Genomic DNA, 21946 nt, shown 5'->3' with positions numbered 1-21946 from the left:
CAATGACTAAAAAAATCTTCGTAACCGACACCATCCTGCGCGACGCCCACCAATCGTTGCTCGCGACCCGCATGCGCACCGACGACATGCTGCCGATCTGCGACAAGCTCGACAAAGTCGGCTACTGGTCCCTGGAAGTCTGGGGCGGCGCGACCTTCGACGCCTGCGTGCGCTTCCTGAAAGAAGACCCGTGGGAGCGCCTGCGCAAACTGCGCGCCGCGTTGCCTAACACCCGCCTGCAAATGCTCTTGCGCGGCCAGAACCTGCTTGGCTACCGCCACTACAGCGACGACGTGGTCAAGGCGTTCGTGGCCAAGGCTGCCGTCAACGGTATCGACGTATTCCGCATTTTCGACGCGATGAACGACGTGCGTAACCTGCGCGTGGCTATCGAAGCAGTGAAAGCCGCCGGCAAACATGCCCAAGGCACCATCGCTTACACCACCAGCCCGGTGCATACCGTCGAGGCGTTCGTGGCCCAGGCCAAGCAACTGGAAGCCATGGGTTGCGACTCGATCGCGATCAAGGATATGGCCGGCCTGCTGACGCCGTACGCCACTGGCGAACTGGTCAAGGCGTTGAAGGCCGAGCAGACACTGCCGATCTTTATCCACTCCCACGACACCGCCGGTTTGGCCGCGATGTGCCAACTGAAAGCCATTGAAAACGGTGCCGACCACATCGACACCGCCATATCCAGCTTCGCCTGGGGCACCAGCCACCCAGGGACCGAGTCGATGGTCGCCGCTCTTAAAGGCAGCGAGTTCGACACCGGCCTGAGCCTGGAACTGCTGCAGGAAATCGGCCTGTACTTCTACGCTGTGCGTAAGAAATACCACCAGTTCGAGAGCGAATTCACCGCTGTCGACACCCGTGTGCAAGTCAACCAGGTGCCGGGCGGGATGATTTCCAACCTGGCCAACCAGTTGAAAGAGCAGGGCGCCCTCAACCGCATGAGCGAAGTGCTGGCCGAAATCCCGCGCGTGCGTGAAGACCTCGGCTTCCCGCCGCTGGTCACCCCGACCTCGCAGATCGTCGGCACCCAGGCGTTCTTCAACGTGCTGGCCGGCGAGCGCTACAAGACCATCACCAACGAAGTGAAGCTCTACCTGCAAGGCGGCTACGGCAAGGCGCCGGGCACCGTTAACGAGAAACTGCGTCGCCAGGCCATCGGCAGCGAAGAAGTGATCGACGTACGCCCGGCTGATTTGCTCAAGCCGGAAATGACCAAGCTGCGCGGCGAAATCGGCGCATTGGCCAAGTCCGAAGAAGACGTGCTGACCTACGCCATGTTCCCGGACATCGGGCGCAAGTTCCTCGAAGAGCGCGATGCCGGCACCCTGGCGCCGGAAGTGCTGCTGCCCATCCCAGAAGCTGGCGGCGTGGCCCGTGCCGGTGGCGAAGGCGTGCCGACCGAGTTCGTCATCGACGTGCACGGCGAAAGCTACCGCGTGGACATCACCGGTGTCGGCGTGAAGGCTGAAGGCAAGCGTCACTTCTACCTGTCCATCGACGGCATGCCGGAAGAAGTGGTGTTCGAACCGCTCAACGAGTTTGTCAGCGGCGGCAGCAGCAACCGCAAGCACGCCACCGCGCCGGGTCATGTCAGCACTGCAATGCCGGGCAACATCGTCGACGTGCTGGTCAAGGAAGGCGATGTGGTCAAGGCCGGCCAGGCCGTGCTGATCACCGAAGCCATGAAGATGGAAACCGAAGTGCAGGCAGCCATTGCCGGCAAGGTGACCGCCGTTCATGTGGCCAAGGGCGACCGGGTCAACCCTGGCGAAATCCTGATTGAAATCGAAGGCTGATCCAGCCTTCGACACTACCGTTTAATCCTCGGGGGGGGCAGGTGCTCCCCTTTTTTTTCGCCTGCAATTAGGTCAGAACTGCATCCGCCACTGGCCTATCAAGCCCTGGTTGCTGCTGTTGGAGCCGTTTTCTGCGCTGTAGGCCAAGCCAACGGTGTGGTTTGTCGACAATGCCAGATCGAGTCCGGCCTGCAGGCCCAGGCTATTGCGGTCGAGGGATGCGCCCTGAATAGTGAAGCCGTCAACGCCACGCTGGCGAAAGGACTGGCGCACTTGGCTGTCGACGTCGCCATAAAGGTGTTTCCAGCTCGTGCTCAAGTGGGGCGTCAGGCTCATCTGGTTATCGAAGCGGTACACCGTAGCCAGGCGCAGGCCAAAGGTGCTGCTCAGGTTCTGTTGGGTTTGCGCGTCGACGTTCAGCGCGGCGGGGCCGCCTTGTTCCTTGAAGCTGTCACGGCTGTAGCGCTGGTAGCCGAGGCCGGCAAACGGTTCGACACTGAAGCCGTCATTGCCCAGTTGATAGCCCGCTTCGCCGAAGACATTCTGACTGTTGGCGTTGTAGCGGCCCTTGAGCGTGTCTTTGTAATCCAGGATCTCGATACCGCGCAGGTTCTTCCCGGCATGGCTGCTGTAGATCGCCCCTAGGCGCAGTGCCACTGGGCCGTCCTGGCGCACCGCGTAAGCGCCCAAATGCCAGCTGTCCAAGTCTGCGCTGAAGCGCCGCGTGTCGAAACGGCTAGTGGATTTTGCCCCCAGCACGCCGACGCGCCAGGCGTGGTCGACCGACCAATCTGCACCCATCAATACGCCCTGGTTGGCGGTATTCAGGCCGGCAGTGCCGCGTTGGTTATTGAGGCCACCTTCGCTGCCGAGGTTTTTCACCCAGAAGTGGCTGTCAGTGTTGGTGGGCAATTCACGCAGGGTCGAAAGCACTCGGTTGCTCAATTGCTGGGTGGTGCTTTGGGTGGCCGCCGCCAGGTTGGCGTTCTGGCTGCCGGCCAGTTGCTCAAGCGCCGCGCCAAATGCGCCGGGTTTCTGCGCGAGTTCGGCGTTAAGTTTTTCCAGGGCTTTGATTTGCTCGGAACTCAGCTTCCCTGACTCCAGCAGGCGAGTCAGCGCGGGCTCCAGCACCTTTGCCACCTGCAAGCCGTTGTAGGAGGTGGCTTGCCGAGTGAAATGGCCATCGATGGGCACGCCTTCAGTTTCGGGTGAATAGGACCATTCATCATCGAACGCGTCGTAGGGTTGATACCAATACGGCATGTACTCGATGTCGCCTCTGGCTTGGGCTAATGGGAGGCTGGTGGCAACGGCAAGGCTGATGTAGAGCGCGATTCTGCGGGGTGCTATGGGCATGACTTCCCGACCTCTTATGGATGAGGCCGGGAATTTATCGAGCTGGCGGGGGGATAACTGTCAGGTCATTGGCCCGTGATTTGCGGGAGTGGTCCTTGTTGGAGGAAGAAATAAAGCTCGGCTTTAAATACCGGTATGCATTTTATTGCGGTTATGCGTCTGAATTTTTCGAGTTTATGCACTATATTGCAAATTCGTCATCCGATAGCGCTCTAGAGGTGCATTAAGTTGCAGATGGAAACCTCATTCAAACTGACTGTGCAGGTATTCGAGGCCAATACCTGGCAGGACGCGATGATTCTGGAATTCCTTGAGCCGCAAAACGGCTTTGCCAGCCCATGCCGATACGGTTACGAATCCTCCTATTTGGGCAATCACTTGGAGCGTATTGAAACCCTGTTTGCCGCAGCGGTCAGCGTTCGGGTGCCGCTTACCTGGGGGCGCGAGTCTCTTAAGCACGTCCCGGCGTTCCTGTATGACATTGCTCCGGCGGGTGCCGCCAAGCGTTTTTTGCTGAGCCGCGTGGGTGCGCAGAAACCGGACAACATCGGCACAGATTTATTCTTGCTGGCACGCAGTACGCCCGCGCCCATCGGGCATATGCGTATCAAAGAGTCCGTCCTGACAGAACAGGGCCGTCCCGTCGTAGGCTTTGCACGCCAAGACGTGGTTGAGCGCGATAATCGCTTCCTCGAATACGCCTACGAGCAAGGTGCTGCCATTGGCGGCGCCACCGGGGCGGGAGGGGAAGCTCCCAAATTGCTGTTGGCTCAAGGTCGCGATGGGTTGTTGTACCCGGACGCGGTGCTGGAGGACGACCAAGTCACCCAGCACTGGTTTATCAAGTTTGCCCGTAATCAGGGCCTGCAACGGGACCAGGACATACTCAGAAGCGAGTACCACTATTACAAGGCCCTGCAAGTGCTGGGGATCGAAACCGTTGCCGTCGAAGGTCTGGCATTGGAGGAGGCTTCCAAGCCGAGCCTATGGATGCATCGCTTTGATCGTGCGGTCAGTGCCCAGGGCGTGCAGCGTTTTGCAGTGGAGTCAATTTACTCGGCTGCCGGTGTCACCGCACCGGGAAGTGCCATGGATCATTTGAACGTCGTGCAACTGCTGGCTGATTTATGGAGGGCCGTCGGTCAAGGCGGGCAGCTCATCGAGCTGGTTGTCGATTACCTGCGCCGTGATCTGCTGAACAAGATCCTGGGCAACTCGGATAACCACGGGCGTAACACATCGATTATTCGGGCCCGCGACGGTTTGCAGCTCGCGCCGATCTATGACCTGGCGCCAATGGTCATGGACGACGAGGGCGTCACGCGCACGACGAAATGGCCGGGCGCCTTGGAGGTCGCAGGAGACATCCATTGGCGAGGGGTATGCGACGCGCTTTCCCATGTAGTCGAGCCTGACCTGGCTTTCGAACGCCTGCGCCAGGAGGCGCAACACCTGCGAGCCTTGCCGGATATCCTCGTCGCCAGTGGCCTGCCAGAGGTCACCATGAATCATCCCCGAATTGCATTGCGTGACCTGGACCGGCGATTGGCTGAATGGGGGCTAAGATGAGTCTTTCCATCGACCAGCGCGCAGAGGTCATCGAGCAGGTGGAGCGAGGCTTGGCCGATGGCACGCTCGAACTGGGCGAGGCCGTGCGTCGACTGCGCACCGAAGTCACCGGCCTGCATCAAAGTCAGTTCGCCAAGATGTGCCGGATTTCCGTACGCACCTTGGTGCATATCGAGCATGGCGAGGGGAATCAGACGCTGAAATCGCTGAACGCGGTGTTCCGCCCATTCGGATTGAGGATGGGGGTTGTAAAGATTCGCCGAGACGTGTGAAAGAACCGTTCCCACCTAGGGTGGGAACGTTCAGCCACATCAGGCCCGGCACTCTGTCAGTGTTTTCACCTGCCCATCTTTCTTCTGATTGGCCTCTGACAACCATTGCTCAAACCCCGCCCCAACCGTCGGCCATTCGGAGTCGATGATCGAGTACCACGCCGTATCGCGGTTCTGCCCCTTCACCACCATGTGCTGGCGGAACACACCCTCGAAACTGAACCCCAGGCGTTCGGCCGCGTACTTGGAGCGAGCGTTGCCGTTGTTGCACTTCCACTCCAGCCGACGATAACCCTGCTCGAACGCATGCTTGGCCAGCAAGTGCACCGCCTCGGTGCTTTTCGGTGAGCGTTGCATCGGTGCGCCGAAGGTGACGTGGCCGATTTCGATACGGCCCTGGGCGGGAACGATAGACATCAGGCTGAGGATGCCTTGGGCCTGGCCGGTCGCGCGGTCGATCACGCTGAAAAAGTACGGGTCACTGTGGGCTGCGTGGTTGTTCAGCCAGTCATTGAACGCGCTGCGCTCGGGGAAGGGGCCGTAAGGCAAATAGTCCCACAGCTTGGGGTCGGCGCCGGGGCCCTGGAGGGCCTGGAACAGATCATCACCATGGCGCGCCGGGTCGAGTTTTTCCAGGCGGATAAAGCGCCCTTCAAGCAGTTGCACGGTGGGCGCCGGGACGCCTTTCCAGTCGGCGAGGGAAGTGGACATGCTGCGCTCCTTAAAGACCTTTGCGAAATTGGATGAAACCCGGGCGTTCGGCGATGCGTTCGTACAGCTGGATCGCGGTGGCGTTGGTCTCGTGGGTCAGCCAGTGGACCTTGCAGCAACCGTCGGCCTTGGCGGTGACGTAGACGAATTCGATCAGCTTGCGGCCCACGCCGGTGCCGCGTTGTGCCGGGTCAACCAGCAGGTCTTGCAGGTAGCAGGAGTTCTCGATGCTCCAGTTGGAGCGGTGATAGATGAAGTTGACCATGCCCACTGCCTTGCCGTCCTGCCAGGCCAGCGCCGAGTGGGTCGGCTCATGGGCGTCGATCAGGCGCTGCCAGGTGCTTTGGCTGACCGCGTCCGGCAGCTCGGTGTTGTAGAACTTAAGGTACGCCTGCCACAGCGGCAACCACGCGGCGTGGTCGTCGGCGGTGACCTGGCGGATATCGATCGGGCTCATTCTGCAACTCCTTGGGGAATAAAGCGGGCGAGGGTCTGGTCGCGGACATCCTGGCTGGCGGCGAGGCCTTCGCGTACACCGGCGATGTCGGCCGGGCTGCGGTTCTGGCTGAGTTTGCGTTTGCCGATCAGGCGCTCGATCGGCAGGGCAAAGCCGACAATGGCCTTGAGCATGCTGTCAATGTAGTCGGCCGGCGCGTCGCTGACTTTCCAAGGCTGGTCACGCCCGCCTTCATGGCGGTCGGTCAGTGCGGTGACCACGCCCAGCAGGCGCTCGGCATCGCTGAACACCTCTGCCTTGCCGTAGGCATGCACGGCGATGTAGTTCCAGGTGGGCACGACTTTGCCGTGTTCGGCCTTGGCCGGGTAAAACGCCGGGCTGATGTAAGCCTCGGCACCGGCAAAGATCACCAGGGCTTCGCCGCCGTTTTGCAGGTCCTTCCACTGCGGATTGGCCTTGGCCAGGTGCCCGTAGAGCGTGCCGTGGGCGCCTTCATCGGGATTGAGCAGCAGCGGCAAGTGGCTGGCCAGCAGGCCTTGCTCACCCACCGTCACCAGCTGCGCCAGGCGGGTGTGCTGGATCAGTTGCTGTAATTCGGGCAAGTCTTCAAGGGCAAAGGCGCGGGGTGTGTACATGGAAATATTCCTTGGCGAATGCCTGCATCCTAGGCAGGCTAATGGTCTGTTGTAAGAGCCATCTAATGCCAATTTCATAGGTCCAATATGTCGCCCATCACGCCGCCGTTGTCGTTCAACCCCGCCGGTATCGAGCTGGATCGTCGTCAGGGGCTGACGCGTCAGCTGTATGAAGCATTGCGCCAGCGTGTACTGGATGGGCGATTGGTCAGTGGGACGCGTTTGCCCGCCAGCCGCGACTTGGCGGCGGCCCTGTCGATCTCGCGTAACAGTGTGGTGCGTGCCTATGATCAGTTGTACGCGGAAGGGTTTATCGAGAGCCGGGTAGGGGACGGTACTTATGTCGCTCAGCTACCCACCGCCAAAAAACTATCCACAAAAGTATCCACAGGGTTTTCAACAGGGTTATCCCCAGCCTTATCCACAAAACTGGCAAATTTGCCTGAAGATTTGGACGAAGAAGTTATCCACAGGGCCGGTTTGGCGCGGATAAAAACCAACCACCTGTCGCTGCCTCCCTCGGGGCCTCCAAGGGCCTTCCGGGTGGGCGTACCCGCGTTCGATCTGTTTCCCTTTGAAGTCTGGGCCAAGCTGAACGGGGCTTTCTGGCGTAAGCCGGACCTGGAGCAACTGTGCTACGGCGACCCGGCGGGTGACAGCCGCCTACGCGGATTAATCGCCGCTTACCTGCGCAGCTCGCGGGGTATGCAGTGCACCGCTGAACAAATAGTGATCACCAGTGGCGCGCAGCAGGCAATCAGCCTTTGTGCACAGTTGCTGGTGGAGGCCGGCGACGGCGTGGCGGTGGAAAACCCCGGCTATCGCGCCGCAGGGCATGCTTTTGCTTTGGCTGGCGGGCAATTGCACGGTGTGCCGGTGGACGGCGAAGGCATTGATTGCCAGGTGCTCAACCGCTTGCAAGATTGTCGCGTGGCGTACGTCACGCCTTCGCATCAATACCCGATGGGTGTGGTGATGAGCCTGGCGCGGCGCCTGGAACTGCTGGCCTGGGCCGAACGCACGGAAGGCTGGATCATCGAAGATGATTACGACGGCGAGTACCGCTACACCGGTGCACCGCTGTCGCCACTGGCGTCCCTGGATCGCAGCGGGCGGGTGCTGTATGTCGGCACCTTCGGCAAGGTGGCTTTTCCGGCGTTGCGCCTGGGCTACCTGGTATTGCCACTGGGCCTGGTAGATGCCTTCGCCCGGCGCCGCGCGGTGGACATGCGCCACTCTGAGGTCAGCACCCAGGCGGTGATGGCTGAGTTCATGGCTGCCGGGCACTTCCAACGCCACATCCGGCGCATGCGTCGGGCTGCCTTGAGCCGACGTAATACGTTGTTGGCCGGTTGGCCAAGCGGGCTGGAAGGGGTTGGCGAACTACCCAATGTCGCGGCCGGGTTGCATATGACCGTCCGCGTGGACAGCCTGGCCCGCGAGCAGCAACTGCTCGCCCAGGCCCACGCAGCCGACGTCGAAGTCAACGGTTTGAGCAGCTACTGGCTGTCGCAATCCACCCCACCGATGGATCAGCGTGCCGGCCTGGTACTGGGCTTTGCGGCAGTGCCCGAAACCGATATTGCCGCGGCGCTGGCGCGGTTGCGCCAGGCCTGGCAAGGCTGATCAGGTGCCCGATTTGATCTTGGTCCAGGCGCGCGTCCTGGCGCGCTCGGCATCCCGTCCCAACGGCTTCAACGTATACAGCGTGGCCATCGCTGCCTCGGTCGGGTAAAGGTTGGGGTTATTGCGAATCGACGGGTCGACCTGTTCCGTCGCATCCTTGTTTGGATTTGGATAACCGACAAAATCGCTGATCGGCGCGATGACCTGAGGTTGCAGCAGGTAGTTGATAAAGGTGTAGGCGTCCTGCGGATTTTGCGCCCCCTTGGGAATGGCGAGCATGTCGAACCAGATCGGCGCACCTTCCTTGGGCAAACGCATGTCCACCGTCACGCCGTTCTTGGCTTCCTTGGCGCGGTTGGCGGCTTGGGAAAAGCTGCCCGAATAACCTACCGCCACGCAGATGTCGCCGTTGGCGATATCGGCCATGTATTTGGATGAATGGAAGTAGGTGATATAGGGCCGGATCTTCATCAACAGCGCTTCAGCCTTGACGTAGTCCTTGGGGTTGCTGCTGTTGGGATCCAGGCCCAGGTGTTGCAAGGCGAGTGGCAGGATCTCCGACGGCGAATCGAGCAGGGCCACGCCGCACTGCTTGAGTTTGCTGATGTTCTCTTCCTTGAAGATCAGGTCCCAGCTGTCGACGGGGGCGTCGGGCCCGAGTAACGCCTTGACCTTGTCCGGGTTGAAACCGATCAGGATGGTGCCGTACATGTAAGGCACGGCGAACTTATTGCCGGGATCGTTCGCTTCAATCAGCTTCATCAGCTTGGGGTCGAGGTGGTTCCAGCTGGGCAACTGGCTGCGGTCCAGGGGCTGGAACACACCGGCTTCGATCTGCTTGGCGAGGAACACGTTGGACGGTACTACCACGTCATAGCCGGAGTTGCCGGTGAGCAGCTTGGCTTCAAGGGCTTCGTTGGTGTCAAAGATGTCGTAGACCAGCTTGATCTTGGGGTTCTGTGCCTTGAAATCTTCCAGCGCCTTGGGGGTGATGTAGTCGAACCAGTTGTAGACCTTGAGGGTTTTTTCTTCGGCCTGGACGGCGCCGCTCAAGACGGTGGCGCAGAGGGCGAGAGTGGTGAGCAGCTTCATCGGGTCGCTCCTTCTTGTTCGAAACCTTCGAGCACATTGACGGCGTTGATGCCAATTTCTTCGACGGCGTAACCGCCTTCCATCACGAACAGCGTAGGCTTGCCGAGGCGAGCGAGCCGCCGGCCCATGGCCAGGTAGTCCGGGCTGTCCAGCTTGAACTGCGAGATCGGGTCGTCTTTGAAGGTGTCCACACCCAGCGACACCACGATGATGTCGGCGCCATAGCGTTCGGTCTCCTCGCAGGCTTCTTCAAGGGCTGCGCTCCACTGCTCCCAGCCGGAACCGGCCGGCAGCGGGTAATTGAAGTTGAAGCCTTCGCCCACACCTTCGCCTCGTTCATCGGCATAGCCGAGGAAGAACGGAAACTCCGCTTCCGGATGGCCGTGGATCGAGGTGAACAACACGTCACTGCGCTCGTAGAAAATCGATTGGGTGCCGTTGCCGTGATGATAGTCCACGTCGATGATCGCGACTTTTTTGTGGCCTTGGTCGAGAAACGCCTGGGCCGCGATCGCCGCGTTGTTGAGGTAGCAATAACCGCCCATTAAGTCTCCAGCGGCGTGATGACCCGGCGGGCGGCACAGTGCGAAGGCACTGTGAGCGCCTTGCTGGATGGCCTCTTGCGCAGTCAGCGCCACTTGCGCCGCGCTATAGGCCGCTTGCCAGGTGCCGGCGGTAATCGGTGCGCCGCCGTCGAAGCTGTAATAGCCCAGTTGGCCATGCAAGCTGGTGGGCAACACTCTGCGCAGCGTGCGGGCGGGCCAGGTGTAGGGCAACAGGTCGCCGTCCTGGCCGAACTCGATCCAACGGTCCCAGGCACCTTTGAAGAAGTCCAGATAGTCGCGACTGTGGATGCGTTGCAGCGGCGCCAGGCCGAAGTCCTGCGGCGCCTGCACCGGGCCGAGGTCGCGGTCCTTGACCCGTTGCAGCACATGGTCGGCGCGGGACGGCATTTCGAAGCAGGGCATCAGTTGCCCGTCCATCAGTTCACAGCGTCCGTGGTGCAGGTGGTGATCGTCGGAGTAGATCGTCAGCATGGGTGCTCCCCGCAGGCTCGTTGTTGTGCTTGCAGTGTTGCGGCACACCGAAATTATGAAAACGGCAGGAGCGGCCAGAAGGGGATAAATGTGGCCAATGGCTTTGACCGGAAATCGCCCGTTAGTGGCGCATCAGGCTGGGCGCCACCCCGCACCAGCGCACAAACGCATGGCGAAAGCTGGCGGTTTCGCTGAAGCCCAACTGCTCGGCGATCTTGTGAATCGGCATCTGGTCTTGCGCCAGCCATTGCTTGGCTTGCTCAAAGCGCAACTCGTCGAGTAATTGCTGATAGCTGCAACCCAAGGCCTGTAAGTGTCGACGCAATGTACGCGCCGAACAGTTCATCTGCGCCGCCAGGCCATCCAGGCCCGGTGCGGCGTGCAATTGGTCAGCCAGCAATTGGCGCACGCGGTTGAGCCAGGCCTGACGTCCGGTGAACTCGGAGTTTTGCTTGCGGCAGCGTTCGGCCATGGCCCGATGGGTGATGGCGTCGGCCAGGGGCAGGGGGCGTGCAAGCCACTCCTGATCGAAGGCAAAGCCATTGGCCGGGGCGTCGAAACGCAACGGACAGTCGAAGCGCTCGGCGTAACGGGCTTGGTAAACCGGTGCCCGGTAGTCGAAGCGTGCCTCATGCAGGGGTAACGCGCAGCCGAGCAAGTCATCGCAGATCACCTTCAGCGACACCAGGCAAAACTCCACATTGAACGCCGCCAGCGCCGGGTCTTCCCGATAGTCACCAGCGGTCAGCCAGACCTGCTGGCCATCTTCCACCAGGCTCAGTGCGAAAAGTGTTCCCAACAGCGCCGGGTAGCGCAACGCCAGGCGCAAAGCGTCACCTAAGGTGGCACTGGTGAGCAGCGCGTAGCCGAGCAGACCGTAGCTCGACACATGCATGCGCTGGCCCAGATCCAGGCCAATGTCCTGGCGCAAGGCTACGGCATTGGCGCACACACGCATCTCCTGGCAGGTGGTGATACGTGTATCGGCATGGCGCAGGTCGGCCAGGCTAATGCCGCTGCCGGCCAGCAACACATTGCTCGCCAGGCCCTGGTCCTGGAAGGTGGTCAGGACCAGGGACACGGCGTTGAGGGTGGTCAGGTGTGAATGCAGCATAGAGAGACCGGCGCCAAGAGATACCGGTTGGGCAGCAAGTTACATGCCGTCCCATGCTGCGATCAGGTACTTGACGTGGATTTTGGCCGATCGAAAAACAACTCACGGGCTTTTTCCAGGCTGATTTCGCTGCGGTAGAACGCGATGGTTTGCTTGCGGTCCAGGCCTTTCGTCGAATCGGCGGCAGCGCCGAGAGCGTGCTCCGCCGGGGTTTTCAGCCGGGCAGACAGGTAGGCTTTGTCCGGCGTCCAACCGGTGCTGTAGTGAAAATGCGCGTACCAAAGCACCTTGTCATTGCCGCGGTCGATGATGGTGTACTCATCCAGATAATCCGGCTTGGCGCCTTTGATTCGGCGGCGAGCCTGGGTCTTTTTGATCGTGATCACGTTGTGATGTTTGAGCCATTCAAGACCTGACACGGTGGGCGGGTGGGCCTTGAGCGTTCTCTGCACCAGCTGATTGCTCTGTTGGTTGAGGTCGACCAGGGCTGCATCGAGGGCTTTGGTCACGCCGCTGGCAGAAGTCGACAGGACGTCGCTTTCGGTGGTGTTGCGCTTTGTCAGGGCTTGTTCGATGGTGCTGATGGCCTGCTCCAGTTGCCGAGCGTGCTGGTGATACAGGTATTCGATGCCAAAAGGGGCGCGGTCGGCTTGATTGGCGTGGGTTTTGGCTCGCGCCAGAAACGCCGGTAACCCGTCCAGCAACGCCTGGCCCTGGCTGATACTGAGTTGTACGTCCAATACCACCGGCTCTCTGGATGGCGGAGGGGTTCGCTCGCGCACCACCCAGACCCCTTTGCTTTTCTCATGGTAAGTGGACAGGATTTGATGGGTCAGCGGCGAGCGAATATCCACCAGGCCGGTTTCCAGGCCGGTACTGCTCAAGCGCGGCTCGCCGATCAGCAGGCCGTGGTAACGCGTATGGATAAACTGTTTCGCCGGGCGCGGCGGGGTCGACGGTGGGGTGGGACTGCTTCTGAACAAGCTTCTTCGCGCACTCAGTACGGCCAGGTTTTTGACGGCGCGCCGCTGGAACTCAGTCAATTCGCCACGCAATTCGAGCAACTGATCGGTGATGGCGTTCTCGGAGAACTCCACGGGAAAGTCTTGCAAGCGCTCGTCAATCAACTGGAATTGCTCGATCAGGTTGCTCAAGGTGTCAATGCGCTCATCCAGCCGGCGGTCACTGCTCTCCTTCAGTGTGTCATGCAAGCATTGAACGGCGATGTCTGCGGTGTCGATGATCCGATCGATTTCCACCCAGGCGGCGGGCTCGGTGGTAAACGTGTACCGGGGTAGACACAGGTTGCGGTTGAGCGTCACGCGGATTGCCCTGAGGTCATCAGGTGTATACACCGGCATAGTGCTTTTCAGGGTGCTCAAGAGCAGCGCGCCGTCTTTGCCCAGGCTTTTGAGCTCAGTGAAGCGGCCGCGCATGTACTCCAGTTGAATAAGCAGCCTGCCGGTCAGGTCGCGCATTTCGCGGAAGTCCTCCACCGGGCGCTGTTGGGCGGTTTCGGCCTGGTGTTGCAGCTGCTCGTACACAGTGCGCCATTTGGGAGTGAACAGGGCGAGGATTTCGGCTATTGCCGCCTGGGTCATTTTGGTCTGCGCCTTGATGTAGCTAAGGGCCTTGGGCGCGTAAGCGGCGCTGGGCTCATAAATGTTCATCTCCTTGAGCATTTGCAGTGCAGACTCGTAATCCGTGCGCTGGGTCTCGAGGGTCCGGATGTAGGTTCTTCGAAGGGTATCGGCCGACGCGGAGGAGCCTTCGTCCAATTCACGGCGAGCGTGTTGCAACTCGCCTTGTGCGGTTTTCTTGCGGTTTTCGAAGGCCTTGAGTTTCTCGCGCAGTTCATCGGCCTTTTTCTTGGCCAGGTCCCGGGCCTTCTGGGTCATGAGCTTGGGGCCGCCGCCGCGCAGGCGCAGGCGCGTATCGACAAACCATTGGCCCTGGCTGTTGTGGATCAAGGGCGGGCCGGTGCGTTCGGGGCGGGCGGGGTCGGCAATCAAGACGGTGTCGTTCTCATCCACCAGCACCTGGAACCAGCGTGTACCCACGGGGGCATACCAGTGTTGGCCGCCGCGATACAGATGTTGATGGGCCCCTGCCTTGTCGTTGACGGCGCCGAGCGTGTCGGGTTTGGTCACTTTGAAACTGTCCAGCACGGTGGCCAGTCGCGTCGGTGTGCGGTTGACCGCGCCACTGATATACAGGGGACGGTCGTGTGGCCCCAGGGTGTCGGAACTGATCGTCGCGAGTTTGCGGACAATTTCCGGTTTTAGCCGGGTTGGCGGTTGAGGACGTGCTATCGGTAAGGGTTTTTCTTTGTTTGCCAGGCCCGGTGAGCGATGGGTAACGCAGTGCAGGGTGATGGCCATGCCGATGTTCAGCAGCAGGTCGGCGAGGGCGGCCCAGGGCGACGCCTGCTCGGGGTGTGCCTCGGCGTCGACCACGTCTTGCAGTTGCTCCATGATCTGCCAGATCCAGGCCGCCGTGCCCGTGATGCGCCCGAGAAACGGCAGGGCGGCGTTGAAGATTGCCCAGCCTATGCGCTTGAACGTGGCCCAGCGTGCCTCGGTATTGGACACCGATTGCCGGTCAGCCAGGGTTACCAGGGCGTTGGCATTGGCGTTGTATAGGGTGGCAAATAGATCGCCGATCACGACGTTCTGACTCAGTTTTACCGGCCCACTCATCGCCAAGGCCTTGAGCGGGTCCAGCACGAACGTGGCGACCGCCCAAGGCGAGGGCAGGTCGTTGGGGAACACGAATTGGGCGTAGTCATCGCGGGTGCGGTCGGGCAGCCAGGCCAGTACCGATTCGCGCAGGCTTATCGATTGCTGCAGGGCGTAGAGCAGATTGTCCGGTGACGGAAATTGCGACAGCGGTTTGTCGAGCAGCGGCCGATAGAGCAAGCAAGGACCTGCGCTCATGTCCTGGGGGCCGATCACGAACATGTTGGCGACCACGTCCGGGGTGGTGTCTAGCCGTCGGGTCGGTACAAAGCCCAGCGGGCGGATGACAATAGTCTGGCCATCCACCTCGCGATCGGCGGGGGCGGCCTGCATCAGGGCGCAGATGTAGCGATAGCCCTGCTCATTGATCCCACCTTCGTCGCGGATCTTGCATTGCAGGGCCAGCAGCGGCAGTTGAATGCGCAAATGCTGGGTGTAGAGCAACTGCCGGCGCGCAGATTCCAGGGGATCGTCTAACAGTACTGTCTTGACCAGGGCCGGGTAGGTGTTGCCGATGTCGACACGGCTGATCAGGCTTTCCAGGTAATCGAGGGTCAGCCAGTCAGGCAGTGTCTGCGGGTTACGCTGGCGCAGGGTTTTGACGCCCTGGGGCAATGCGATCAGGTTCTGCAAGGCCAGCTCGGTCAGGCTGAATTGGGTGGTGTCGAACTGTCCGGGCACCGGGAACAAGCCCCAGATCACGGGGCTGCGCACCACGATATCAAGGTTATCCAGCCACTGCGTCGAGGCTTCGGGGTGGTCCTTGAGCATCTCGGCGTTGAGTTGGTCCAGGGTGTATTGCCGGATCGGGCTCAGGTCGTCTTGATAGCGCTTTCCCCGATTCAAGCTGTGTAGGGTTGCGAGGTCCTTGAGATGGCGTGAGAAGGCGTCCTGGTCCGAGGCGGAGGCCTCGGTCAGCCAGTCGGGCAGGGCATCCACATACTGCTGCAAGTCGGACTCACTGAGCGTGGCTTGAGGCGTTGGCGCTTGTGTCAGGCTTTGCTGGGAAGCGCCCGGCTCACGCAGGTCAGAAAAGCTGATACTGCCAATGGCCATGATCTGAAGGCTGATGAAGGCACAGGCCAGGTAGTCGAAAAAATCGCCGCCGGGTTCCACCAGGCGCCACTGCACTTTCATCCCCCCCAATGCGCTGCTCAATAGTTGTGGCAGGTCCTGGCCCAGTTGCTCAAGGTTGGTGTATTTCTTGAAACTCCCGAGCAGTGAATGGGTGAGGATCACCTCATGGCCGTTTCGCTTGCTGATCAAGACGCTGATCAGATGCTCATCCAGGTGAGTGACCTTGCCGTCGTCGTCGATCCGGTCGATATCAATCACGTAGGCCTTCACGGCCTGTGGGTCGTTGAGGCTGCGTTGTGCGTAGTCCGGCGTGCGGTATAACTGGCGTGCCATTTCGCATTCGTCGTCACTCAAACCGCCGGCCTGCTGTACATTCCAGAAATCACGCAGCGTTGTGGACAACGCGTGCCAGCGCGGCCCGCTATCGGCCTCCGAAGCGTTCCAGTACTCCATCTGCGCCTGTTGATAAGCGCGCAACATCACCGGTGCCAGCATGTTGATGAGGCCAGCGATGTCGAGGATGCGCACTGGTAAGTGCACCGCCGGCTCAATGATCGGCAGTTGGGTCAGGAAGTGTTCACCTTCGATATACAGCGCGGGCACTGCCAGCACCGCCTGGGCCGCGAGGATATCGGTAAGCGCCTGGTAGTGGCGGTCGACGGGTACGACGTGGCCATCGTCAATGCCCCAGAGCGGGGCGCCCACCATGGTCACGTTCGGGTCGATGTCGAGGGTGGGGTACAAGTCCTTCAATTGCTCGCGCAGCAGCGTGGCGGCCACTTCGCGAAACGCCGGTCCGGTGGACATTTGCGTGACGAGCGTATCGGTGAGGGTTTGGTGGGAATAGGTTGACGAGGGTGTGGTCATGGCGCGTCCTGACAGGCGAAAGAATGGCAACAGCCCCAGGAGAGGTCTGGGGTGTTGCCATGCTAGAAAGCCCTATGCCAGGCGCGGTGGTGCTTATGTAGGCCGGCTATTCAGCGCAGTTCGCCGCACAGGTCCAGTTCCACCAGGCGGCGCACTTCCTGGCTGTCGAGCCCGGCGCCGAGCAGTGCGTTGAGCTTGCCGAATGCCGCTTCACGGGTCATGCCGCCACCGGACAACACACCGACGCCACGCAGGCGGCTACCGGCCTCGTAGACATCCAACTCAACGCCGCCTTCATGGCATTGGGTGATGGCCACCACCACGATCCCGTTGTCCTGCGCGTGTTGCAGGCTGGCGAGGAATTGCGGGTTGTCGCTCGGCCCGGTGCCGCTGCCGAAGCATTCGAGAATCAGCGCCTGGATGCCGCTGCCGATCAACGCGTCCAACTGCGCCGCGCCGATACCCGGCACCAAGGGCAGTACGCCGACGTTGGCCAGAGCTTTGGGCTGGCGGTAATTCAGGGCGTGTGGAATGGCATCGACAGGGTCAGCGCCGCCCTGGCGGTTCAACGCCGCGAACGGGTTGCGGCCGAAGCTGCGGATTTTCGCGCAGCGGGTGGGCGCCATCATTGCGCCGTGGAAGTACAGGTGCACACCCGGCGTCAGGCCTGCGCCCAACGCCTGCAACGCGCCACTGACGTTTTCCCAGGCATCGCTGTCGGGCACGCCGGCTGGCAGCATGGAGCCGGTGAACACCACCGGCGCCGGCAGGCCCAGCAGTTGGAAGCTCATGGCCGCCGCGCTGTAGGCCAGGGTGTCGGTGCCGTGCAGGATCAGTACGCCATCGCAGCCCTCATCAACGGCCTCGACCACGGCGGTGCGCAGGCGCTGCCAGTAGGCGGGAGTCATGTTGGCGCTGTCGATCAGCGGGGCCATCTCCTGGAAGCGCCAGGCAGGCAGCGCTTGACCGTCAAGCTGCTCGCGCATGCGTGCTTCGAAACCGGATGCCGGGGCCAGGCCACTGGCGCTGGCCTGCATGCCGATGGTGCCGCCGGTGTAGAGCACCATGACGTTGTTGGATGCTGACATTGAGATTCTCCTGAACGAAAAACGCCGCCGGCCCAGAGCATGCCCAAGGCGAGGCGGCGTGTCATCTATCTACGCTTAGCGCTGCGTTTGAGCGTTCAGCTCTGCCGATGGCGCCGCTTCCGGTTTGACCGGATTGGCCGGCCAGGCTTTGCGATCCAGGTCCAGGTCAGGGAACTGGCTGGAATCGAACACCGGCGTCTTGATGCCTGCCGCGCGCTGGTTGTCGTAGTCGTTCAGGATGCGCATGGCGATCTTGAACAGGAACGCCAGGGCGAACAGGTTGACGAACGCGAGCAGGGTCATGGTGATGTCGGCGAAGGCGAACACGGTGCTCAGGTTCTCGATGGAACCCCAGAAAATCAGCACCAGCACCAGCGCGCGGTAGCCCATCAGCACCTTGCGGTTGTTGCCGACCAGGAAGCGCAGGTTGCTCTCGCCCAGGTAGTAGTTGTACATGATCGAGGTGAACACGAACAACGCCAGGGCCACGGAGATGAACATGCGGCCCCAGTCACCGACCACGGCGGCCAGGGAGTTCTGGGTCAGGGCAATGCCGTCGCCTTCGAAGCCTGGGGTGTAGAAACCGGAGAGCAGGATCAGCAGTGCGGTGCAGGTGCAGATCACGAAGGTGTCGAGGAACACGCTGAACGCCTGGACCACGCCCTGGGCGATCGGATGTTCAACGGAAGCCACCGCCGCCACGTTAGGCGCACTGCCCAAACCTGCTTCGTTGGCGAACACGCCGCGCTTCACGCCCATGATGATCGCACTGCCCACCAGGCCACCGAAGGCTTGGTCGAGGCCGAAGGCGCTCTTGACGATGGTCGCGAGCATGGCCGGCACGTGGTCGAATTGCAGCACGATCACGTACAGGGTCACGGCGATATAAACCAGAGTCTTGACCGGCACCAGCAGGTCGGCAATCGAGGCGATACGCTTGATCCCGCCGATGAACACCAGGCCCAGCAGCACAGCCAGCGCGAGGCCGGTGTAGGTGGTGTCCAGGCCAAAGGCGTTGTTCAGCGAGTGGGTCACGGCGTGGGCTTGCAGGCCGTTGAACGCAAAACCGAAGGTCACCAGCAGCAGGAAGGCCATGACCATGCCCAGCCAGCGCTTCTGCAAGCCGTGCTGAATGTAATACGCCGGACCACCACGGTAGGTGCCTTCTGCGTCAGTGCGCTTGTACAACTGGCCGAGGGAGCACTCGATGAAGCTCGACGACATGCCCACCAATGCGGTGACCCACATCCAGAACACGGCACCGGGGCCACCCAGGGTCACGGCGATGCCGACACCGGCGATGTTGCCGGCACCCACGCGGCCGGCCAGGCTGAGCATCAGCGCCTGGAACGAACTGAGTTGGTCGGAGCTGCTTTTCAGGCTGTCTTTGAACACCGAGAACATGTGGAAGAAGTGACGCAATTGAACGAAACGCGAGCGAATCGTGAAATAACCGCCGAGCCCGACAATGAGCACGATCAGTACTTTCCCTGAGAGGAAGTCGTTGATGACTTCGAGCATGGAGTGTTCCTCGCTGATTTTTCTAATGGCAAACGCAGGACGGTCCGACCACGCCGCATGGCACCAGGCAGTGCGCGGCAGTTCGACCCCAATCCTTTTGCGGGTTGTTATTCATGCGGTTTCGCGCTGTCCAGGACCTCGTGACCGACGATCTCTGACGCGAAGAGGGGCGGCACTATACCTAGGCGAACATGATCCGTCTGCCCGAGGCGATTAAAGGTTTCAGCTGGGAGGTGGGCATGCAGGGCGATATTGGATTTTTTATGAGCGTCATTTCACAACCTTGAGGCAAAAAAAAGGGCCTGAAGAACGAGCCTTCAGGCCCTCAAAAGGTGAGAGGTGTCTAGTCCCTCAACCTGGTGAGCGGTGCAACAAACGCTTAGGCCTTCAGCGGGACCAAGCGTGGGGCAATCATGTTTTCGGGGCGCAGGATGTCGTCGAGCATGGCATCGTCGAGCAAGCCTTCTTCACGCACCAGTTCCAGCACGCCACGGCCGCTTTCAAGAGCGATACGGGCGATGCGGGTGGCGTTTTCATAGCCGATGTACGGGTTCAGTGCAGTGACCAGGCCGATGGAGTGCTCGACCAGTTCGCGGCAGCGCGCTTCGTTGGCGGTGATGCCGACGATGCAGTGCTCGCGCAGCATGTCCATGGCGCGTTGCAGCAGGCGGATCGAGTCGAAGATCTTGAAGGCGATCAGCGGCTCCATCACGTTCAGTTGCAGTTGGCCGCCTTCGGCTGCCATGGTCAGGGCCAGGTCGTTGCCGATCACTTGGAATGCCACCTGGTTCACGGCTTCCGGGATTACCGGGTTGACCTTGCCGGGCATGATCGAGCTGCCTGGCTGACGGGCCGGCAGGTTGATCTCGTTGATCCCGGTACGTGGGCCGCTGGACAGCAGGCGCAGGTCGTTGCAGATCTTCGACAGCTTTACGGCGGTACGCTTGAGCATGCCGGAGAACAGCACGAAGGCGCCCATGTCGGAGGTAGCTTCGATCAGGTCGGCTGCCGGCACCAGCGGCTGGCCGCTGATGGTGGCCAGGCGTTGTACGGCCAGGGCCTGGTAGCGTGGGTCGGCGTTGATGCCGGTACCGATGGCGGTGCCGCCCAGGTTCACTTCGGTCAACAGCTCTGGCGCCAGGGTTTTCAGGCGGGCCAGGTCTTCGCTCAGGGTGGTGGCGAAGGCGCGGAATTCCTGGCCGAGGGTCATCGGCACGGCGTCTTGCAGTTGGGTGCGGCCCATTTTCAGCACATGGCCGAACTCGACGCCTTTGGCGGCGAAGGCCTGGATCAGGCTGTCGAGGCTGGCCAGCAGCGCGTCATGGCCCAGCAGCAGACCCAGGCGGATCGCGGTCGGGTAGGCGTCGTTGGTCGACTGCGCCATGTTCACGTCGTTGTTCGGGTGCAGGTACTGGTACTCGCCCTTGTTGTGGCCCATGGCCTCCAACGCGATGTTGGCGATGACTTCGTTGGCATTCATGTTGGTTGAAGTGCCGGCGCCGCCTTGAATCATGTCCACCACGAACTCTTCGTGGAAATCGCCGCGGATCAGACGGGCACAAGCTTCGCTGATGGCAGCGTGCTTGGCTTCGCTGAGCTGACCCAGCTCGCGGTTGGCGTCAGCCGCCGCTTGCTTGACCATTGCCAGACCGACCACCAATTTCGGGTAATGCGAAATCGGAACGCCCGAGAGGCGGAAGTTGTTCACCGCTCGCAGGGTCTGGATGCCGTAATACGCTTGAGCCGGTACTTCGAGTACGCCAAGCAGGTCTTTTTCGGTACGGAATGATGCAGCAGAGGACATGACGGAAATCATCTCGATAGGGACCCGGAACTGGCCGGAACGCTGCGAATGCTAGGCTTGTGGAAGTTTTTGGGCCAATGCTGTTAAACACTGGCCTATGCACAAACGGCATAATGTGGGTGTGACCCAGCTATGATGACGGGCGTGTGTGCCAAAATGGTGCGTACCCGTGGGAGGAAGTGATGAACCTTGAGAGCAAATGGCTGGAAGACTTCAGCGCCTTGGCGGCCACCCGCAGCTTTTCCCAGGCGGCGGAACGACGCTTTGTGACCCAGCCGGCGTTCAGCCGACGGATCCGCAGCCTTGAAGCTGCGTTGGGCCTGACCCTGGTCAACCGCTCGCGCACGCCGGTGGAATTGACGGCGGCGGGGCAGTTGTTCCTGGTCACCGCACGCACGGTGGTCGAACAGCTCGGTGAAGTGCTGCGCCATTTGCATCACCTGGAAGGCGGGCAGGGCGAAGTCATGCAAGTCGCGGCGGCGCACTCCCTGGCGCTGGGCTTCTTCCCGCGCTGGATCGCACAGTTGCGCAACGAAGGCCTGAACATCGCCACGCGGCTGGTCGCCACCAACGTCGGCGACGCGGTGCATGCCCTGCGCGAGGGCGGTTGCGACTTGATGCTGGCATTCTACGACCCGGACGCGGCGATGCAGATGGACGCGGAAATCTTCCCCTCCCTGCACTTGGGCAACACCGAAATGCTCCCGGTGTGCGCCGCCGATGCCGATGGCAAGCCGCTGTTCGACCTGGAAGGCGAGGGCAGTGTGCCGTTGCTGGCCTATAGCGCCGGTGCTTTTCTCGGCCGCTCCGTGCACTTGCTGTTGCGTCAACGTGCACTGCGCTTTACCACCGTGTATGAAACCGCTATGGCTGACAGCCTCAAGAGCATGGCTCTGGAAGGCTTGGGTATCGCCTGGGTGCCGCAACTGAGCGTGCGGGCGGAGTTGGCCCGAGGTGAGTTGGTGGTGTGCGGCGGGCCGCAATGGCATGTGCCGCTGGAAATCCGCCTGTATCGCTGTGCCTTGGTCCGTAAGGCGAATGTGCGGTTGCTGTGGCGAAAACTGGAAGGTGGAGCAGCGCAGAATCCGGCGGGGGATCGCTGACCTCAGAGTCAATAAAACCGCCGGTTTGCCCCGCTAGACAGATGGTCATCCAAGGGGCTGTTTATCTC

Annotated in this window: 16 protein-coding genes; 5 read left to right on the top strand and 11 right to left on the bottom strand. The window is 61.1% G+C overall.

Features of this window, described 5'->3' with window-relative positions; all coding sequences use genetic code 11:
• Positions 1-2 precede the first annotated feature (2 nt).
• On the top strand, positions 3-1811 hold the full coding sequence (gene oadA / locus ACP7EW_RS17875) for a sodium-extruding oxaloacetate decarboxylase subunit alpha (protein ID WP_269132345.1): 1809 nt from the start codon (positions 3-5) through the stop codon (positions 1809-1811).
• A gap of 72 nt (positions 1812-1883) precedes the next feature.
• Here oadA and ACP7EW_RS17870 read toward each other — a convergent pair whose 3' ends face one another.
• On the bottom strand, positions 1884-3167 hold the full coding sequence (locus ACP7EW_RS17870) for an autotransporter outer membrane beta-barrel domain-containing protein (protein ID WP_426218647.1): 1284 nt from the start codon (positions 3165-3167) through the stop codon (positions 1884-1886).
• A 234-nt stretch (positions 3168-3401) separates the two neighbouring features.
• Between ACP7EW_RS17870 and ACP7EW_RS17865 the strand changes: the two genes are divergently transcribed.
• Both ACP7EW_RS17865 and ACP7EW_RS17860 read left to right on the top strand, forming a co-directional pair.
• Positions 3402-4736 (top strand): type II toxin-antitoxin system HipA family toxin, encoded by a 1335-nt coding sequence (locus ACP7EW_RS17865; RefSeq protein ID WP_426218645.1) that lies wholly within the window; start codon positions 3402-3404, stop codon positions 4734-4736.
• Positions 4733-5008, top strand: coding sequence for a helix-turn-helix domain-containing protein (locus ACP7EW_RS17860; RefSeq protein WP_177110939.1), 276 nt, complete (start codon positions 4733-4735; stop codon positions 5006-5008). The genes ACP7EW_RS17865 and ACP7EW_RS17860 overlap by 4 nt, the downstream gene beginning before the upstream one ends.
• 39 nt (positions 5009-5047) lie before the next feature.
• Here the strand turns inward: ACP7EW_RS17860 and ACP7EW_RS17855 are convergent, their stop codons facing one another.
• The 3 genes from ACP7EW_RS17855 to ACP7EW_RS17845 are packed head-to-tail and all read right to left on the bottom strand — an operon-like array spanning position 5048 to position 6811.
• On the bottom strand, positions 5048-5719 hold the full coding sequence (locus ACP7EW_RS17855) for a GNAT family N-acetyltransferase (protein ID WP_426218642.1): 672 nt from the start codon (positions 5717-5719) through the stop codon (positions 5048-5050).
• A gap of 10 nt (positions 5720-5729) precedes the next feature.
• The gene (locus ACP7EW_RS17850) at positions 5730-6176 is read right to left on the bottom strand and encodes a GNAT family N-acetyltransferase (protein WP_426218640.1); all 447 of its coding nucleotides are present in this window, start codon (positions 6174-6176) and stop codon (positions 5730-5732) included.
• Positions 6173-6811 carry an FMN-binding negative transcriptional regulator gene (locus tag ACP7EW_RS17845; protein ID WP_426218638.1) on the bottom strand — a complete coding sequence of 213 codons (639 nt, stop codon included), beginning with the start codon at positions 6809-6811 and terminating at the stop codon, positions 6173-6175. The genes ACP7EW_RS17850 and ACP7EW_RS17845 overlap by 4 nt, the downstream gene beginning before the upstream one ends.
• 87 nt (positions 6812-6898) lie before the next feature.
• On the opposite strand from ACP7EW_RS17845, the gene ACP7EW_RS17840 reads away from it, so the two are divergent.
• Positions 6899-8437, top strand: coding sequence for a PLP-dependent aminotransferase family protein (locus ACP7EW_RS17840; protein ID WP_426218636.1), 1539 nt, complete (start codon positions 6899-6901; stop codon positions 8435-8437).
• On the opposite strand, the gene ACP7EW_RS17835 is transcribed toward ACP7EW_RS17840, so the two are convergent.
• The 7 genes from ACP7EW_RS17835 to aspA form a co-directional block, all read right to left on the bottom strand.
• Complete coding sequence (locus ACP7EW_RS17835; RefSeq protein ID WP_426218634.1) at positions 8438-9529, bottom strand: polyamine ABC transporter substrate-binding protein; 1092 nt, start codon at positions 9527-9529, stop codon at positions 8438-8440.
• The gene (locus ACP7EW_RS17830) at positions 9526-10566 is read right to left on the bottom strand and encodes a histone deacetylase family protein (RefSeq protein ID WP_426218632.1); all 1041 of its coding nucleotides are present in this window, start codon (positions 10564-10566) and stop codon (positions 9526-9528) included. The genes ACP7EW_RS17835 and ACP7EW_RS17830 overlap by 4 nt, the downstream gene beginning before the upstream one ends.
• Before the next feature lie 121 nt (positions 10567-10687).
• Positions 10688-11680, bottom strand: coding sequence for an AraC family transcriptional regulator (locus tag ACP7EW_RS17825; RefSeq protein ID WP_426218630.1), 993 nt, complete (start codon positions 11678-11680; stop codon positions 10688-10690).
• 62 nt (positions 11681-11742) lie between these two features.
• Positions 11743-16362: a hypothetical protein gene (locus ACP7EW_RS17820; RefSeq protein ID WP_426218628.1), complete on the bottom strand. Its 4620-nt coding sequence runs from the start codon at positions 16360-16362 to the stop codon at positions 11743-11745.
• Positions 16363-16472: 110 nt separating this feature from the next.
• On the bottom strand, positions 16473-17450 hold the full coding sequence (locus ACP7EW_RS17815) for an asparaginase (protein WP_426218626.1): 978 nt from the start codon (positions 17448-17450) through the stop codon (positions 16473-16475).
• Between the two features lie 75 nt (positions 17451-17525).
• A complete protein-coding gene (locus ACP7EW_RS17810; RefSeq protein ID WP_426218624.1) occupies positions 17526-18971 on the bottom strand; it encodes an alanine/glycine:cation symporter family protein in 1446 nt (481 codons plus the stop codon).
• A 379-nt stretch (positions 18972-19350) separates the two neighbouring features.
• A complete protein-coding gene (aspA, locus tag ACP7EW_RS17805) occupies positions 19351-20775 on the bottom strand; it encodes an aspartate ammonia-lyase (protein WP_028618519.1) in 1425 nt (474 codons plus the stop codon).
• Between the two features lie 182 nt (positions 20776-20957).
• On the opposite strand from aspA, the gene ACP7EW_RS17800 reads away from it, so the two are divergent.
• Entirely contained in the window at positions 20958-21878 is a 921-nt protein-coding gene (locus tag ACP7EW_RS17800; protein WP_038845510.1) for a LysR substrate-binding domain-containing protein, read from the top strand.
• Positions 21879-21946: the final 68 nt, after the last annotated feature.

The sequence above is a fragment of the Pseudomonas sp. DWRC2-2 genome, assembly GCF_049897885.1.
In the GTDB taxonomy this organism is placed as follows: domain Bacteria; phylum Pseudomonadota; class Gammaproteobacteria; order Pseudomonadales; family Pseudomonadaceae; genus Aquipseudomonas; species Aquipseudomonas azotoformans_A.
The sequence above is the reverse complement of the archived record's forward strand: the minus strand, read 5'-3'. Positions and strand labels throughout refer to the sequence as shown.

Excerpts from the sequence above, each read along its gene's own strand:
- oadA (WP_269132345.1), top strand. The coding sequence starts at position 3 with ATGACTAAAAAAATCTTCGTAACCGACACCATCCTGCGCGACGCCCAC.
- ACP7EW_RS17870 (WP_426218647.1), bottom strand. The coding sequence starts at position 3,167 with ATGCCCATAGCACCCCGCAGAATCGCGCTCTACATCAGCCTTGCCGTT.
- ACP7EW_RS17865 (WP_426218645.1), top strand. The coding sequence starts at position 3,402 with ATGGAAACCTCATTCAAACTGACTGTGCAGGTATTCGAGGCCAATACC.
- ACP7EW_RS17860 (WP_177110939.1), top strand. The coding sequence starts at position 4,733 with ATGAGTCTTTCCATCGACCAGCGCGCAGAGGTCATCGAGCAGGTGGAG.
- ACP7EW_RS17855 (WP_426218642.1), bottom strand. The coding sequence starts at position 5,719 with ATGTCCACTTCCCTCGCCGACTGGAAAGGCGTCCCGGCGCCCACCGTG.
- ACP7EW_RS17850 (WP_426218640.1), bottom strand. The coding sequence starts at position 6,176 with ATGAGCCCGATCGATATCCGCCAGGTCACCGCCGACGACCACGCCGCG.
- ACP7EW_RS17845 (WP_426218638.1), bottom strand. The coding sequence starts at position 6,811 with ATGTACACACCCCGCGCCTTTGCCCTTGAAGACTTGCCCGAATTACAG.
- ACP7EW_RS17840 (WP_426218636.1), top strand. The coding sequence starts at position 6,899 with ATGTCGCCCATCACGCCGCCGTTGTCGTTCAACCCCGCCGGTATCGAG.
- ACP7EW_RS17835 (WP_426218634.1), bottom strand. The coding sequence starts at position 9,529 with ATGAAGCTGCTCACCACTCTCGCCCTCTGCGCCACCGTCTTGAGCGGC.
- ACP7EW_RS17830 (WP_426218632.1), bottom strand. The coding sequence starts at position 10,566 with ATGCTGACGATCTACTCCGACGATCACCACCTGCACCACGGACGCTGT.
- ACP7EW_RS17825 (WP_426218630.1), bottom strand. The coding sequence starts at position 11,680 with ATGCTGCATTCACACCTGACCACCCTCAACGCCGTGTCCCTGGTCCTG.
- ACP7EW_RS17820 (WP_426218628.1), bottom strand. The coding sequence starts at position 16,362 with ATGACCACACCCTCGTCAACCTATTCCCACCAAACCCTCACCGATACG.
- ACP7EW_RS17815 (WP_426218626.1), bottom strand. The coding sequence starts at position 17,450 with ATGTCAGCATCCAACAACGTCATGGTGCTCTACACCGGCGGCACCATC.
- ACP7EW_RS17810 (WP_426218624.1), bottom strand. The coding sequence starts at position 18,971 with ATGCTCGAAGTCATCAACGACTTCCTCTCAGGGAAAGTACTGATCGTG.
- aspA (WP_028618519.1), bottom strand. The coding sequence starts at position 20,775 with ATGTCCTCTGCTGCATCATTCCGTACCGAAAAAGACCTGCTTGGCGTA.
- ACP7EW_RS17800 (WP_038845510.1), top strand. The coding sequence starts at position 20,958 with ATGAACCTTGAGAGCAAATGGCTGGAAGACTTCAGCGCCTTGGCGGCC.